17 protein-coding genes are annotated in these 14,968 nt (G+C 68.2%); 8 read left to right on the top strand and 9 right to left on the bottom strand.

Features of this window, described 5'->3' with window-relative positions:
- Positions 1-35 precede the first annotated feature (35 nt).
- The gene (locus tag AC07OC_RS12250; protein WP_218339217.1) at positions 36-659 is read right to left on the bottom strand and encodes a TetR/AcrR family transcriptional regulator; all 624 of its coding nucleotides are present in this window, start codon (positions 657-659) and stop codon (positions 36-38) included.
- Between the two features lie 153 nt (positions 660-812).
- Between AC07OC_RS12250 and AC07OC_RS12245 the strand changes: the two genes are divergently transcribed.
- Positions 813-1,868 carry a helix-turn-helix domain-containing protein gene (locus AC07OC_RS12245; RefSeq protein WP_218339218.1) on the top strand — a complete coding sequence of 352 codons (1,056 nt, stop codon included), beginning with the start codon at positions 813-815 and terminating at the stop codon, positions 1,866-1,868.
- A gap of 292 nt (positions 1,869-2,160) precedes the next feature.
- Positions 2,161-2,739, top strand: a complete 579-nt coding sequence (locus AC07OC_RS12240; RefSeq protein WP_218296517.1) for a midcut-by-XrtH protein — start codon at positions 2,161-2,163, stop codon at positions 2,737-2,739.
- 18 nt (positions 2,740-2,757) lie between these two features.
- On the opposite strand, the gene AC07OC_RS12235 is transcribed toward AC07OC_RS12240, so the two are convergent.
- Complete coding sequence (locus tag AC07OC_RS12235) at positions 2,758-3,678, bottom strand: LysR family transcriptional regulator ArgP (RefSeq protein WP_218339219.1); 921 nt, start codon at positions 3,676-3,678, stop codon at positions 2,758-2,760.
- 176 nt (positions 3,679-3,854) lie between these two features.
- On the opposite strand from AC07OC_RS12235, the gene AC07OC_RS12230 reads away from it, so the two are divergent.
- Together AC07OC_RS12230 and AC07OC_RS12225 are read left to right on the top strand one after the other, a co-directional pair.
- On the top strand, positions 3,855-5,192 hold the full coding sequence (locus AC07OC_RS12230; RefSeq protein WP_218339220.1) for a D-amino acid dehydrogenase: 1,338 nt from the start codon (positions 3,855-3,857) through the stop codon (positions 5,190-5,192).
- Between the two features lie 45 nt (positions 5,193-5,237).
- Entirely contained in the window at positions 5,238-5,792 is a 555-nt protein-coding gene (locus AC07OC_RS12225) for an NAD(P)H-dependent oxidoreductase (protein ID WP_218339221.1), read from the top strand.
- Between the two features lie 98 nt (positions 5,793-5,890).
- On the opposite strand, the gene AC07OC_RS12220 is transcribed toward AC07OC_RS12225, so the two are convergent.
- The 4 genes from AC07OC_RS12220 to AC07OC_RS12205 all read right to left on the bottom strand — a co-directional run bounded on the left by AC07OC_RS12220 (position 5,891) and on the right by AC07OC_RS12205 (position 8,059).
- Positions 5,891-6,100, bottom strand: coding sequence for a helix-hairpin-helix domain-containing protein (locus AC07OC_RS12220; protein ID WP_218296513.1), 210 nt, complete (start codon positions 6,098-6,100; stop codon positions 5,891-5,893).
- Between the two features lie 31 nt (positions 6,101-6,131).
- On the bottom strand, positions 6,132-6,320 hold the full coding sequence (locus tag AC07OC_RS12215; protein WP_218339222.1) for a hypothetical protein: 189 nt from the start codon (positions 6,318-6,320) through the stop codon (positions 6,132-6,134).
- 62 nt (positions 6,321-6,382) lie between these two features.
- Complete coding sequence (locus tag AC07OC_RS12210; protein WP_218339223.1) at positions 6,383-7,141, bottom strand: YdcF family protein; 759 nt, start codon at positions 7,139-7,141, stop codon at positions 6,383-6,385.
- A 129-nt stretch (positions 7,142-7,270) separates the two neighbouring features.
- Positions 7,271-8,059 carry an alpha/beta fold hydrolase gene (locus AC07OC_RS12205; protein ID WP_218339224.1) on the bottom strand — a complete coding sequence of 263 codons (789 nt, stop codon included), beginning with the start codon at positions 8,057-8,059 and terminating at the stop codon, positions 7,271-7,273.
- Between the two features lie 187 nt (positions 8,060-8,246).
- On the opposite strand from AC07OC_RS12205, the gene AC07OC_RS12200 reads away from it, so the two are divergent.
- Both AC07OC_RS12200 and AC07OC_RS12195 read left to right on the top strand, forming a co-directional pair.
- Positions 8,247-8,768, top strand: a complete 522-nt coding sequence (locus AC07OC_RS12200) for a flavin reductase family protein (RefSeq protein ID WP_029414219.1) — start codon at positions 8,247-8,249, stop codon at positions 8,766-8,768.
- Positions 8,765-9,355 carry an MOSC domain-containing protein gene (locus AC07OC_RS12195; RefSeq protein WP_218339225.1) on the top strand — a complete coding sequence of 197 codons (591 nt, stop codon included), beginning with the start codon at positions 8,765-8,767 and terminating at the stop codon, positions 9,353-9,355. Before AC07OC_RS12200 ends, AC07OC_RS12195 begins: the two co-directional genes overlap by 4 nt.
- Positions 9,356-9,442: 87 nt before the next feature.
- Here the strand turns inward: AC07OC_RS12195 and minE are convergent, their stop codons facing one another.
- From minE to minC, 3 genes are all read right to left on the bottom strand, one after another.
- Positions 9,443-9,709, bottom strand: a complete 267-nt coding sequence (gene minE / locus AC07OC_RS12190) for a cell division topological specificity factor MinE (protein ID WP_015011987.1) — start codon at positions 9,707-9,709, stop codon at positions 9,443-9,445.
- A gap of 3 nt (positions 9,710-9,712) precedes the next feature.
- Positions 9,713-10,531 (bottom strand): septum site-determining protein MinD, encoded by an 819-nt coding sequence (gene minD / locus AC07OC_RS12185; RefSeq protein ID WP_218296509.1) that lies wholly within the window; start codon positions 10,529-10,531, stop codon positions 9,713-9,715.
- A gap of 204 nt (positions 10,532-10,735) precedes the next feature.
- On the bottom strand, positions 10,736-11,503 hold the full coding sequence (gene minC / locus AC07OC_RS12180) for a septum site-determining protein MinC (RefSeq protein WP_218296508.1): 768 nt from the start codon (positions 11,501-11,503) through the stop codon (positions 10,736-10,738).
- Between the two features lie 295 nt (positions 11,504-11,798).
- Between minC and AC07OC_RS12175 the strand changes: the two genes are divergently transcribed.
- Together AC07OC_RS12175 and AC07OC_RS12170 are read left to right on the top strand one after the other, a co-directional pair.
- On the top strand, positions 11,799-12,716 hold the full coding sequence (locus AC07OC_RS12175) for a DMT family transporter (protein WP_218296507.1): 918 nt from the start codon (positions 11,799-11,801) through the stop codon (positions 12,714-12,716).
- Between the two features lie 490 nt (positions 12,717-13,206).
- Complete coding sequence (locus tag AC07OC_RS12170; protein WP_218339226.1) at positions 13,207-14,367, top strand: hypothetical protein; 1,161 nt, start codon at positions 13,207-13,209, stop codon at positions 14,365-14,367.
- Positions 14,368-14,968 lie beyond the last annotated feature (601 nt).

Here is a 14,968-nt window from a genome sequence, read left to right as displayed (position 1 = left end):
TCTTGCGAGGTACGAAACGCCGGAACGGGCTGCCGCTACCGCGCAGCCAGCCCGTCGAAACAGGTGCGCACCACCAGATCCACGATCTGCGCATCCGAATACTGGCCGCCTTCCTTGAGGAAGCTCACCACCGGGTCACAGGCCCGCGCATACAAGGTGTACAGCACCACCAGCGGTGGCAGCGTGGGGTTGATCACGCCCTCGGCCTGGGCCTGGGTGATCCATTCGCCGATCTGGTCGCTCACCGCCACCAGGCCGTTGAGATAGTCCTTGTTGGCCATGAGCACCGCGCGCAGCGTGGAGTTGCGGCTGGGCAGCAGCGGCATTTCATTGCTCAGCAGGCGCTCCAGCGACCAGCGCACCAGCGCATGGAGCTTTTCGAGGGGTGGCATTTCGGCGGGCAGGTCCGCCAGATAGGCCCGCACCCGCGCCAGGATCTGCACCATGGCGGCGCTGCACAGCTCTTCCTTGCTGCAAAAGTGCTTGTACAGGCTGGCCTTGGCAATGCCCACGGCGTTGGCTACATCGTCCATGGTCATGGCGTCGAAGGCCTTTTCGCCCAGGAGCTGGCAGGTGGACTGGAGGATGGCATCCTCGCGCGCCTGGTGCATCTGCTCCTTGAACGAGGCTTTGGGGGGCTGCGTTTGCATGGCGTCCATTTTATACATCACAGTAAAAAAATAAATGACCAAGTTGCAATGCAACTACGTCGTTCACGTTTTCTCCAGCAGGAATCGTGCCGCGGGCCTGGGCGCGAGGGCGGGCAATCTGCGCTGGTGCACTGCAGCACCCGCCCCCATAATCGCGCCGCCATGTCCACGCCGCACGCCCTGCCATCGACAGTTTTCACCACCGACCAGGGTTCCGGCGAAGAGCGCTTCGAGGCCTGGCGCAGCAGCATTTCGGTGGTCTTCGATGTCGCGCCGCTGGACCGCGATCCGCTGGAGAGCTTCAGTGCATCGGTCACCGCCAGTCACCTGGGCGCCCTGCTGGTGGGCGACCTGCGCTTTGGCCGGCAGCAGTTCTCGCGCGGTACGCCGCGCGTGGCGCGCGACGGGGTCAACCACTACCTGGTGCAGTGGTACCGCAGCGGCGGGTTCGTGGGCCAGCACGACGACGGCGTGGACATGCAGGTGCGCGCGGGCGACATCACCGTGTTCGACCTCGGCCGCACGCAGCGCACCTACGCCAGCCCCTCGCACGTCCTGTCCATCGTCGTGCCCCGCGAGATCGCCGACGAGGCCTTTTGCAGCCCCTCGGCCGACCTGCACGGCACGGTGCTGCGCGGCCACACGGCGCTGGGCGGGCTGCTCAGCGACTACCTGCAGTCGCTGCATCGGCGGCTGCCCACCGTCACCCTCCCCGAGGCGCCCGCCGTGGTGCAGGCCACCACGCAGATGCTGGCGGCCTGCCTGCGCCCGGGCCGCGACACCCTCGCCCAGGCGGAGCCACAGATCCAGGGTGTCACCCTCAGACGCATCCAGCAATACATCGCGCAGCACCTGGGAGCCCCGCTCAGCCCCGAGCTGCTGAGCCGCACGTTCGGCGTCTCGCGCAGCATGCTGTACCGGCTGTTCGAGCCGCTGGGCGGCGTGGCGCACTACGTGCAGCAGCAGCGCCTGGCCCGGGCGTTCCACGCGCTGGCCAACCCGGCCAACCGCCGGCTGCGGGTGGGCGAGATCGCCACGCGCGCCGGGTTCACCAGCGAGGCGCATTTCAGCCGCGCCTTTCGCACGACCTTTGGCCTCACGCCCAGCGACGTGCGTGCCATGGGCCGCGGCTGGCAAGCGCCCCGCAAGGGCCCGGACGGCGCCAGCGGGCAGACCACCGCCGAATACGCGGACTGGCTGCGCGGCTTGAGGGTGTAGCACCCGCTTTTGCCGATCCTCGGCGGCACGGGCAGTCAAGCGCCCTGAAACGCACAGTCAAGCCGCGCCGTGAATGCTGCCTAGCATGCGCGGCAGCCCTCCTTCGCTTCTTCTCCGTGCGCGCCACCATGTTCCTTGTCCGCGGCATCGCCGCCGCCCTTTTCGCGGCCAACCGGCGCAGCGTGGGCTTGGCCTTGACCGACGGCGGCCCGGGTCCCGTCGCAGGGCTCGCGCGTCACTCCCAAAACAATAGCTACTCACCCTTTTAAAACAAGCGCTACAAGGCAATTTCATGCAAAAAAACCATCCCTCCCGTCACCCCGCAACCGCCCCACGCATCGCCCTGCTGTGGGCCGCCGCCGCTGCAGCCCCCGCCGCCTGGGCCCAGGGCGCGCCCGTGGGCGCGGTGGCCTATGCCCCGCTGGCGGCCCCGGCCGCCGTGCCCACGCTGTCGCAATGGGGGCTGCTGGTGCTGGTGCTGCTCCTGGCCGCCGCGGCCCGCCACCTGCTGCGCCACGCGGGGCACGGCGTGGTCCGCGCCATCGTGCCGGGGCTGCTGGCCTGCGCGGCGCTGCTGTGCATGCCGTGGGGCGGACAGGCGATCGCGGTGCCCTCCAGCGATGTCCCGCTGGACAACCCGGCGGGGGGCGTGGCCGACATTCCCGACCACCCCGACCTGGAACGTGCATTCGCCGACTACCTGCACGCCTACGAGGTGCGCAACACCACGGACCGCCCCCAGCGGATCACCGCCGTGAGCGTGACCGCCGCGCACCGCATCCAGGGCCCGGGTGATGAGACCCGATGCACGGTGGGGCAGACGCTGGCGCCCATGGCCTCGTGCCATCTCGTGGTGGGCCGGCCGCACTGAACGCAGCCGCCGCCCCGGCTAGGCCGCCGGCGCCTCGAGCGTGCGGGCGGCCGTGGCCGTGAGCGCGGCCGTGAGCGCGTCCAGCACCGCCGACTCCAGGTTCCAGCAGTGCCAGTACAGCTGGATCGGCAGCCTGCGGCCGGGCGCCAGGTCCACCATGCTGCCGTCGGCGATGGGCCCGCGCGCCAGCAGCTCGGGCACCACGCCCACCGCCCAGCCTGCGGCCACGGCGCGCATCTGTGCCTCGGAACCCGGCACGAACAGGTGATTGAGTGCCACGCGCTTGAGCCCGAAGGCACGCGCCACAAACTCGGCAGCCATGTCGTCCTTGCGGTTGAACGACAGGAACGACACCTCGCGAAAGTTGTGCGGCGTGAGCCCCTGGGGCAGGTACTGCTCCGCATAGCTGGCCGACGCCACGGCCACGTAGTGCATGGCGCCCAGCGGCACCATCTTGCACCCACGCAGTGCCTGCTTGAGCGTGGTCACGCAGCCCAGCACCTGACCGGAGCGCAGCCATTCCTGCGTGAAATCCTGGTCGTCCACGATGATTTCCAGCGGCAGGCGCTGGCGCACCAGCTCGTGCAGCGCGCCCATCGCCCAGGTGGCGATGCTGTCGGCATTGATGGCGATCGAGATGCGTTCGTCCTCGCGCGTGCCGCCGGGGGCGCTGGGCGCGAGTTCGTGCAGGTCGCGCTCCAGGTCGGCGCGCAGCAGTCGTAGCTGCTTGGTGTGCTTGAGCAGCAACTGCCCCGCCGAGGTGGGCCGCAGCGGACGGCTGCGCACGATGAGCACCGAGCCCACCTGCGCCTCCAGCGCGCGCAGGCGCTGTGAGACGGCCGACTGTGTGACGTTCAGGCGCTGCGCAGCGCGCTCGAAGCCGCCCTCTTCAACGATGGCGGCAAGGCATTCCAGGGCGGCGGGATCGTAGGTGCTCATGGTCTCGGGCTCGAACAAAAGAGGGTTGTCTCTACCGCACCGTTTATTAGGTGCGCTGATGTTTTTGGAGTAAGTTTAATTTTGCTTTTAGTTGAATGCAATGTCGCGCACACTGCGCCCCATCGTGTCCCGCACTGGGGCGGGTGGCACGCAAAGGCTCACAAGGCATTCCGCATATGAAAACCATTGTTCTCGGCGCAGGCATCATCGGCACCAGCACGGCGTGGCACCTGCTGGAACGCGGTCACGAAGTCATCGTGATCGACCGCCAGCCCGATGCGGCGCTCGAAACCAGTTTTGCCAATGCAGCACAGATCTCGGTGAGCTACTGCGAGCCCTGGGCCAACCGCGAGGCGCCGCTCAAGGCGCTCAAGTGGATGTTCGACAAGGAAGCGCCGCTGCTGTTTCGCCCGCAGATGGACTGGCAGCAGTGGCGCTGGGGCCTGCAGTTCCTGGCGCAGTGCAACGACGCCGCGTTCGAGCGCAACGTGCAGCAGATCGTGGCGCTGGGCGCCTACAGCCATGCCGCGCTCAAGGACCTGGTGACCACCACGGGCATTGAGTACAACCGGCTCGAACGCGGCATCGCCCACTTCTACACCGACCAGAAGTCCTTCGACGCCGCGGGCCATGCGGTGGAGCTCATGCGCAAGCACGGCGTGCAACGGCGCCTGGTGAGCCGCGACGAACTGCTGCAGATCGAGCCCGCGTTCAAGGCCTACGGCGACAAGATCACCGGCGGCACCTACACCAGCACCGACGAGAGCGGCGACGCGCGCGTGTTCACGCAGGAACTCGCCCGCCGCTGCATGGCGCGCGGCGCGCAGTTCCTCTATGGCCACGACGTGCTGCGCCTGAACAAGATCGGCAACGCTATTGATTCGGTAGCTGTCATGGCACGCCAGTCCAGCGGTGGGGGCAAAAAAGACTTCATCCTGAAGGCCGACGCCGTGGTCGTGGCCTGCGGCTCCTACAGCGCGCCGCTGTTGCGCAGCGTGGGCGTGGACCTGCCGATCTACCCTGGCAAGGGCTACAGCGCCACGTTCCCGCTGCTCAAGCCGGAGGGTGCGCCCATGGTCTCCACCATCGACGACGGCAAGAAGATCGCCATGAGCCGCCTGGGCAACCACCTGCGCGTGGCGGGCACCATCGAACTCAACGGCTGGGACCTGACGCTGGACAGCACACTGGCCCGCGCACGCTGCCACATGCTGTCGCGCCGCATCGAGGCCATCCTGCCCGGCGTGTGCGACACCCGCACGCCCGAAGAAGGCGGCGACCCGCAGTACTGGACCGGCCTGCGCCCGGCCACGCCCACCAACATCCCGTTCATCGGGCAGACCCGCGTGGGCAAGCTGTGGGTGAATGCGGGCCACGGCACGCTGGGCTGGACGCACGGCGCGGGCTCGGGCAAGGCGCTGGCCGAGCTCATCAGCGGCGAACAGCCCGCGATGAACTTCGGCTTCCTGGGCGACGAACGCGTGCGCGCGCCCCGGGCCGTCGCCACGGCCTGACGCCACTGCCAGCAGACACGGGCCGGGGCCGTTACGATCCCGTCCATGCCTGCACCGCACTACCTCTTTCTCACCACGTCCACCCGCGAGCCGGGCCACACCGGCAACACCGAGTGGCTCGCGCGCCAGGCGGCCGCCGCGCTGCCCGCGGGCACCGCGCAAACCTGGCACCACCTGGCCCGCATGGACCTGCCGCCCTTCGTGGACCAGCGCCACACCTCGGGCACCTATGCGCCGCCCGAAGGCGACATGAAGACGCTGCTGGACGCCACGCTGGCGGCCACGCACATCGTGTTCGTGGCGCCGGTCTACTGGTACAGCATTCCCTCGCCGCTCAAGACCTACCTGGACCACTGGAGCGCCTGGATGCGCGTGCCTGGCCTGGCCTTCAAGGAGCCCATGGGCGCGAAGACCCTGGCGCTCATCACCACCAGCGGCGACCGCGCCAAGGCCCAGCCCATGATCGACTCCGTGGAGCTGTGCGCCCGGTTCCTGTCGATGGCCTGGGGCGGCGCGCTCTGGGGCAAGGGCGGGCCGCCGGGGGCGGTGCAGGCCGACGCGCAGGCGCGGGCTGCGGCGCCGGACTTCTTGCTGGCGTAGCTAACCACAACGCCGTGCCGGCACGGCCCAGGGTGAGGCTGCTGCGGTCGCGGTGGGTGTGGCTTTCGCCACAGGGGCCGGGCCGCCGGCGAGAACAGCTAGGGCTGCCGGCTCCGGGCCAGCGCCACGATGGCGCCAATGGCGCCGCGCGCCTGGGGGCTGTTGTGCCAGCAGGTGGACCTCATCATCTCCGAGATGGTTCTGGTCACCGCGGCCACATCCGCGTCGACCAGTTCGGCCAGCGCCGAAAACCCGACCTGCTCCAGGCGCGCAATCACGGTGGCCCCCACGCCGTGCAGGGCCAGCATTTGCTCTTTTTCAGCGGCAGAAAAACCCATGTCACCCCACTGTGGGCATTGCAACGAGGGAGACTGTATCCGCCTGCCCGAGCGCCATCAGGTTCGCCAGGCTCTGGCGGCCCGCAGATCCATCCGGCACCGGGGCGTGCGCGGCGTCTCCCATGGCTGGGGCGTCGGCGCCCGGCGCGCCTTTCCACTTCGCTGTGCCGGCGGCATTGGCCTGCATCATGGGTAGCTCCCTCTCAAGAATGATGCACACGAGGCTATTGCCGGGCTGCTGACAACGTCGTGTCAGGAGCCCAGCCCCATCCGCTGCACCAGAATCCCCAGCCATTCGTGCAGCGCCAGGCTGCTGTCGGCCAGCGCGGAGGCGCGCGGCAGCACCCGGTACAGCTTGCGGGCCTGCCCGCCCTTGAAGCCCATGGGCGCGGGCAGCACCTGCAGCCCCGCGCGCTCGAAGGCCCCGGCCGCGCGCACCATGTGCCAGCCGTGGGTGACCAGGGCAATGCGCTCGATGCCGGCGGCCTTGAGCAGGATGGCGGATTTTTCGGCATTGCTGCGGGTGTCGAGCGACTCCACCTCCGTCCAGCGCACCCGCCCTTTGAACTCGCGCTCCACCACGTCCTTCATGACCAGTGCCTCGGCCCGCATGCCGCCGGTGGAGCCGCCCGTCGCCAGGATGGGCAAGCCCGCCTGCTGCTGCAGGTGCACGGCGTAGCGCACCCGCTCGCGGGCGCCCCGGCTGAGCACATCCACACCGTACTCGGGGGCCACGGTGTCGGCCCCGCCCCCCAGCACCACGATGGCCTGGGTGCGCGCTTGGGACAGCTGCCGGGCGGTCACCACGGGATGGTGCTCCAGGCTGCGCACCAGCACATCCGACACCGGCGGCCAGGACAGCACCAGCACCGACAGCAGCGACAGCACCACCACCGTGATGCCCGTGCGGCGGTGGTAGCGCGCGATCCACAGCCCCACCAGCGCCAGCAGGATGCTGGACACCGGGGGCAACAGCAGCGCAGACAGTATTTTCTTCAGGGCAAACCACATGGCAACAGAAGGAGAAAGGGAAGGAGCAATCAGGCCTGCACGAGCCCGCCCGGCGACGCCAGGGCATGGCGGGGGAAAAAATGGACCGCTTGGACGGCCGAACCATCGGCCCTGCGGGATGGGGCAAGCTCAGTGCAGCACCCGCCGCTGCGCCAGAAAGTCCAGCAGCGCGGCATCGAAACCCTCGGGGTCCTCCAGCTGGGGCCAGTGCCCGACATGGGGCAGCACCACGGTCTGCGCATCGGGCAGCACCTGGGCCAGCGCCTCCAGGGCCACGGGGGGTGTGCAGCGGTCCAGCGCGCCCCCCACCAGCAGCGTGGGCATGGCCAGGTGGGCCAGCGCGGCAGCCCCGCGATCAAACGTGGGCAAGGCCTCCAGCGCGCGCCGGTAGGCCCCCGGGTACACCTGGGCCAGCGCATGGCTGGCCAGCCGCACCCCTTCGGGCAGGGCGCCGGTGCCGATGAACTGGGGTACCAGCGTCTGCGCCAGCGCCTCCATGCCGCCACCGCCATCCAGCGCTTTCAGGGCGCGCAGCCGGGGCGCCACCCAGTCTTCCACCGCCTGCGCGTCGAGCGCCGGCCCGCCCGCGCACAGCACGAGGCGCCGCACCTGCGATGGGCCGCGCACTGCGGCCTCCAGCGCCACCATGGCGCCCATACCGTGCCCCACCAGCGTGACCGGGCCACCCCGCAGGGCGTCGATCAGGGCCAGGCAGCTCTGCGCCAGCGCCTTGAAGGTGTAGGGCTCCACGGGCGCGCTGCGGCCATAGCCCGGCATGTTCCAGGCCACGGCGCGGTAGCCAACCGTGGCCAGCGTTTCCACCTGGGGGGCAAAGGTGAGGTGGTCGCCATCGGCGTCGTGCAGCATGAGCACGGTGGGGCCGGAGCCCAGGGCGGTGAAGGTAGGAAGAACGGCCATGCGGTGGAAAACGGAACAGAAATGACTTACGCAAAACAGGGGTCAGGCAGGTAGCTCCCCCCACGCCAGGTGGTGGTTGCATCCCGATTTGCGCAAGTCCTACGGAAGTAAACCCCGCAACAGCGCGGTGGTGGGTGGCGCCTGATAATAGTTGCTCCCCCCTGCTGCCACCGCTGGCACCGCTTTTGTGAACCCTTCGCCCCCCCGCCCCGCCCTCGCCCTGCCACCGAGCTTCTCCACACGCGAGTTTCGCGATGCACTGGGCATGTTTGCCACGGGCGTGACGATCGTCACGGCCCGCACGGCTGCGGGTGACCTGGTGGGGCTCACGGCCAGTTCCTTCAATTCGGTGTCGCTGGCGCCCCCGCTGGTGCTGTGGAGCCTGTCGCACGGCGCCAGCACCCTGCCCACCTTTGCCGATGGCTCGCACTACGCCATCCACGTGCTGGCCGCGGACCAGAAGGCGCTGGCCGAGCGTTTTGCCACGCGCGGCATCGACCGCTGGGCAGGCCTGGAACACCGGCCCGGCATCAGCGGTGCCCCGTTGCTGGCCGGGGCAGCCGCCACGTTCGAGTGCTTCAACCGCAGCCAGTACAAGGAGGGCGACCACACCATCTTTGTGGGCGAGGTCGAGCGCTGCGAGCACCGCGAAGGCATCTCGCCCCTGCTGTACCACGGGGGCAAGTTCTACACCGAGCACCCGCTGTGACGACCCCCACCGTGGCCGTGCGCCACGTGAACATCGGCCTGGCCCGGCGCCTGAAGGTGGGCGAACGCTCGGTGCTCACCGCCATCGGCAAGGCGCCCGTCACCGGCCCGGTGGCCGTGGGCCCGCTGGGCCTGGCGGGGGACGAGCAGGCCGACCCGAGCGTGCACGGCGGCCTGGGCAAGGCCGTATACGCCTACCCCGCCGCCCACTACGCGTTCTGGCAGGCCCAGCGCCGCGAACGGGGCGTGAGCCTGTTCGATGAAACCTTGCCGCCGGGTTTCATGGGGGAGAACCTCACCATCGACGGGCCGCTGGAAGCGGAGGTCTTTGTGGGCGACGAATGGCATTTCCCCCACTGCGTGCTGCGGGTGAGCGCCCCGCGCGAGCCATGCTTCAAGTTCAACGCGGTCATGGGTTTTGCGCAGGCGGGCCGCACCATGGCCCTGGCCGGATGCTGCGGCTACTACCTGGCGGTGGACCAGCCCGGCACCATCGCCGCCGGAGAGACCGCCACGCTGGTGCCCGGGCAGCGCGGGCTGAGCATCGCGCAGGCGCTGGCCGGCAAGTGGGCGAAACACGCGCGCTAGCCAAGCCCCACCGGGTTCATCAATTTTGATAGCTGCCAGCGCTTACCAGATAAGCGCCAAGGGCCAATTTGGCTTGGATGCAGGACCTCAGCGCACGGTGTCGGGCAGCTCGATCTTGACTTCCAGAACTTCCAGGTTGTCCTGGCGCTCCAGGTGCACCTTGAGGTCGTCGGGGTTGATCTTCACGTACTTGGAGATCACCGCCACCAGTTCGCGCTGCAGCGCGGGCAGGTAGTCGGGCTCCGAGGCGTTGCGGCCGTTGCGCTCGTGCGCCAGGATGATCTGCAGCCGCTCCTTGGCGACGCTGGCGGTTTTCTTCTTCTCGCCGAGCAGGAAGGACAGGAAAGAAGCCATGGCTTATTTGCTCCCGAACAGGCGTTTGAAGAAGCCTGGCTTTTCCGCGTCGATGAAACGCAGCGGCTTGTCGGTGGCGCCCAGGAAACGGTCGATCACATCCTTGTAGGCCTCGGACACATCCGAGTCCTTGGCGTGGATCGCGGGCGTGCCCTGGTTGGACGACTGCAGCACCACTTCCGACTCGGGGATCACGCCGATCAGCTTGATGCGCAGGATGTCCTGGATGTCTTCCAGGCTCAGCATCTGGCCGTCCTGCACGCGGCTGGGGTTGTAGCGCGTGATGAGCAGGTGCTCCTTGATCGGCTCGCCGCCTTCGATCGCGCGCTTGGTCTTGCTGCCCAGCATGCCCAGGATGCGGTCCGAGTCGCGCACCGACGACACCTCGGGGTTCGTCACCAGCAGCGCCTCGTCGGCGAAGTGCATGGCCATCAGCGCGCCGCTTTCAATGCCGGCGGGCGAGTCGCAGACGATGTACTCGAAGTCCATCGCGGCCAGGTCCTTGAGCACTTTCTCGACGCCGTCCTGCGTGAGCGCGTCCTTGTCGCGCGTCTGGCTGGCGGCCAGCACGAACAGGTTGTCGCACTGCTTGTCCTTGATGAGGGCCTGGTTCAGGTTGGCCTCGCCCTGGATCACGTTGATGAGGTCGTACACCACGCGGCGTTCGCAGCCCATGATGAGGTCCAGGTTGCGCAGGCCGACGTCAAAGTCGATCACGGCGGTCTTGTGGCCGCGCAGGGCGAGGCCGGTGGCAAAGCTGGCACTGGTGGTGGTCTTGCCCACGCCACCCTTGCCGGAGGTCACGACGACGATTTTGGCCATGTGTTGGGGTCTCTTGAGGGGTTTGATGATGAATGAAGTATCAATTTTCGTGGCGCATGCACCGGGGCGACGCTTGACACGGGCGTGGCCCACACCAGGGCTCCCGCGCAAGGGCCGCCCCGCCGCGCTGGGAGCGTCCCGCTGCGCGCAGCGCGCAGCGCTGCGAGAGTGGGGGGAAGGAGCGAAGCGACATAGGGGGGTGTTTCACTTGAGAGCTTCGATGATGAGCTTCTCGCCATCGAGCCGGACCTGGGCCGGCTTGCCGCGCACATCGGCGGGCAACTCGGTCTCGGTGGTGCGGTAGATGCCCGCGATGGACACCAGCTGGGGCTCCAGGCAGGTCGAAAAGATGCGCGCTTCGGTGTTGCCGCGCGCACCGGCAATCGCGCGGCCGCGCAGCGGGGCATAGACGTGGATGTTGCCGTCGGCGATCACCTCGGCGCCAAAGCTCACCACGGCCATCACCACCAGGTCGGCGCCACGGGCATACACCTGCTGGCCCGAGCGCAGGGGCTTGTCCACCACCACGGTGCCGGGGCCCGGCATGGGCACTTCGCGCACCACTTCGACCTCGACCTCGCGGATCACCTCGCGCACCACTTCCTGCACCGGGGTGGCAGGGGCCTCGGCGCGAACGGGCGGTGCATCGGGCGCCGCGGCCAGCCCGGCCGCGCGCGCGGCATCCATCTGGGCAGGGCTGCCGCCGCGGACCGCCACGGGCAGGGTGCTGTGGCTGCGCAGCAAGGCCGTGATGGCCGCGAAATCGATGGGTTCCTGGGCTTCGCGCACAGGGGCCAGATCGATCAGCACCGGATCATTGTCGAAGAAGCCCGGGGCGTCGGCCACGCGCTCGGCCAGGTCGGCGGCAAACAGCGCGGCGTCGGTGGTCTTGAGCACCACGGCCACCACGGGCAAAGAGGCGCTCTTGAGGTCAAAGCTGGTGCGGGACTGCGCCGCCGTCGTAAGGGCCATGAATGAGGGGTGGAAAAGACGCTCGGGAACGGGTTTCAGAAGGCGCAAAGTGTACCGTGGGCCCGTGTAAGAACCTGTTCGCGCTCCCCGGGCGCCCTGCGCGGGAACACAAGGGGAAACGCGCGGCGCCTCGCGCGTGGCGCCGTGCCCCTCCCTGGGGAGCCCGTGCCTTCATCGGAAACCGGGCCAATGGCCGCCAGGGTCGCGAGGGGCCGTGAAGCCTTCCGCCCGCGCTCCGGGGCGCCTGGATGCATGGGCGACGGGGCGCCGGACAAGGGTCTTTGATAATCGACCGATGTCTTCTCCCCGCAAAACCCACATCGATTCCCTGGCCATCGCCCTGCTGCTGGCCTGCTGCATGTTCTGGGGCTTCCAGCAGGTGCTGGTGAAAGCCACCGTGGGCGAGGTGGCTCCCGTGTACCAGGCCTTTCTGCGCTTCGTGCTGGCCACCGTGGCGGTCGCCGCCTGGTGCGCGTGGCGCGGCGTGCCGCTGTCGGGCGCGGCCGAGCCGGCCGGGGCACCGCGCGCGGGCCTGCTCGCCGGGGCGCTGTTCGCAGGAGAGTTTGCCTGCATCTACCTGGGGCTGCAGTACACCACGGCGTCGCGCCTCACGGTGTTCCTCTATGCCGCCCCGTTCTGGGTGGCCCTGCTGCTGCCGCGCTTCATCCCCGGTGAGCGCCTGCAGGGCTGGCAGTGGCTGGGACTGGCCGCTGCCTTTGTGGGCGTGGGGCTGGCGCTGGGCGACGGTCTGCTGGGCCCCGCCAACGCCGCCCTGCCCCGTGCCTGGCTGGGCGACCTGCTGGGCCTGGCCGCGGGCCTGATGTGGGCGCTGACCACGGTGGTGATCCGCACCACGCCGCTCGCGCGCGTGGCGCCCGCCAAGCAACTGCTCTACCAGGTGGGCGTGAGCGCCGCCGCACTGCCCTGGCTGTCGCTGGCCCTGGGCGAAAGCTGGACCTTGCAGTTCAGCACCTTCGCCTGGGGTTCGCTGCTGGTGCAGGCGCTCGTGGGTGCATTCGTGAGCTATCTGGCCTGGATGTGGATGCTGGCGCACTACCCGGCCACGAAGATCTCGGTGTTCGTGTTCCTCACGCCCGTGTTCGCGCTGCTGTTTGGCACCTGGTGGCTGGGCGAGCCCGTGACGCCCGGACTGGTGGCGGCGCTGGTGCTGGTAGCGGCGGGGATCGTGCTGGTGAACCGGCGCGCGAGCTGATCATTTGTATCAAATGGTGCTACTGCGCCTACTCACTTGGCACTGGCAGCTATCATTTTCATGGCACTTGTTGTCGAAGGTGCCCAGTCCAACCAGGCATGTGGGAAGAACACATGGGGACGATTTGAATCACCGCTGCAAAGTACCACCACAGGTACGCGAGCACCGTTTACCGCTTCCTGAAAAAGCACCCATGCATCACAACACAATGACTTTTGCACCCGAAGCTGCCCACCAATGGGCCCCACGTGCCTTGCCGACCTTGCGAGCCGCACTGGCCTTGAGCTGTGCCGCACTGGCCTTGGCAGGCTGCGGTGGCGGCTCAGGCTCCGCAGAGCCAGGCCAGCCTCCCGTCACCGGCGCGCTGGCCGCCCCCGAGAACTTTGAGAACGGTGGGGCCCTGAGTTTTTCGTGGAGCGCCACGCCGGGCGCCACCCGCTATGAGCTCTTTGCCGACACGGATGGCCCAGGGCCTCAAACGGAAGTGCAGATGGGCGAGGCGCAAGGCCTCAGTTTCTACTCCACGACTCAACGACAGTTCGGCTACCTGAATCTCGCCCGGCTGCCTGACTTCATCAACGCCACCTTCCGTCTGCGGGCTTGCAACACCGATGGCTGTGGAGCCTTCACCGCAGCGAAGGCGCTGGACATTCCCAAAAGCATCAGCCATGAATTCCCATCGGGGCGTGCGCCCCTCAAATCATCAGCGAGCAATTTCGATCCCATATCCCAGGACGGCCTGACTTTGGTCCTGCGCGGTGCCAGCGGTTCGACAAGCACCTTGTTGGTGTTCGCGCGCACGGCCATCGACCAGCCATGGCAGCAGCAAGCCGAGTTCCCCACGCGCGCGTCCCGGATCGCGCTGTCTTCGGACGGCACCACCCTGGCGGGGGCTGAAGACGACAAGATACAGATCTACCACCGCGGCGGCGCAACCTGGGGCCTGCAAGCCACGATTACATCGACCCAGACGCCTGCCGCATGCCCCCAGCCCTGCCAGTTGGCCTCCGTCCCCGGCAAGCTGGCACTGTCGGCCAACGGCAACCTGCTGGCCGTCACGGGGATCTATGGCGCTGCCACTAACACCCCCAACGCTGTTTTCACCTACGTGCGCACCGGCACGACCTGGGCACCCCAAAGCCATCTGGCGCCGGGAGGCAGCGTCGTGGGAACGGCCCTGGCCCTGTCCGGCGATGGCAGCACGCTGGCGTTGAACAGCGGCGCCATCACCCGCAGCGAGAGCTTCGCACCACCATACCTGCATGTTTACGCGCAAAGCGGAGGCGGGACGTGGAGCGAGCAAGCGCGGCTGCCCGTGGGCATCGTGAATTTCCTGGACATTGCGGCATCGCGGTACAGCGCCTTGGCGCTCTCCAACGATGGCGCCACGCTGGCCGTCGAAGCCCTGAACGCACCCAACTCGTTGCCGGCAGAGTTCCACATCACTGGTGCAGACCTCACATGCGCAGGCACGGGGAGTGCGGCGCCCGGGTGGCACATCGCCTTGTTCGCCCGCGAGGGTGCTACATGGCGCAGGCAGGCCGTCATAGCGCGCGACGCAGCATCCTGGGCCCTGGCAAACGACGGCAACGCCCTCTTCTTCGGTGGCGAGCTGTTCAACCGCCGCAGCGGCGCCTGGACGTGCCCTTAGGGTTACGCGCCGCCGGGGGCCTGAAGCCCCGCGAGGATGGCCACCTCCAGCCCCCCTACGGACCGTGCCCTGCGGCAATGAAGCCGGGAAAAACAAGGCCTACCGCCATATAGCAAGCGTATGTAGCTTCTATTTTTATAGCAAAATGCAGGTCAACCGGGGGCATGGCCTCATGGCGCCAGGGATGCGCGCACCCAGCGCAGCACCTTCATCGTCGTCCAGGCGCGTGAACTGCCGGGACCAGGTTTCGGACTGCGCAAGTTTCGAATACTGGGGCGGTTCGCCCACAACCAGTCCGGGTGGGTGGCCCGGGGCTTCGCCCGAAAGCATGCAGGTGTACCCTGTAGTACAGGGCAGTGCGGGGGTTTTGGTCCCCGGGGATGGGCCAGCGGGTTTAGCGCGTCGTTGCCCGCATCTCAGTCTTGAGGCAGTCACCGCCGAGCTGTCGAGCAGGGCCCGGCCCGTGGTGGTCGCCAGGCACGACCAACGCGCCAGCTCTTCGGGCGTCAGCTCGCTGCGTTCCCAGACGGGCACATGACCGCCGTCGCTGCGGTGGTTCATGGGCCGCACGAGCAGGTCGACCGTGCCACCAGCCAGTGGC

It is taken from the genome of Acidovorax sp. GW821-FHT10E04 (genome assembly GCF_059415185.1).
The sequence above is the reverse complement of the archived record's forward strand: the minus strand, read 5'-3'. Positions and strand labels throughout refer to the sequence as shown.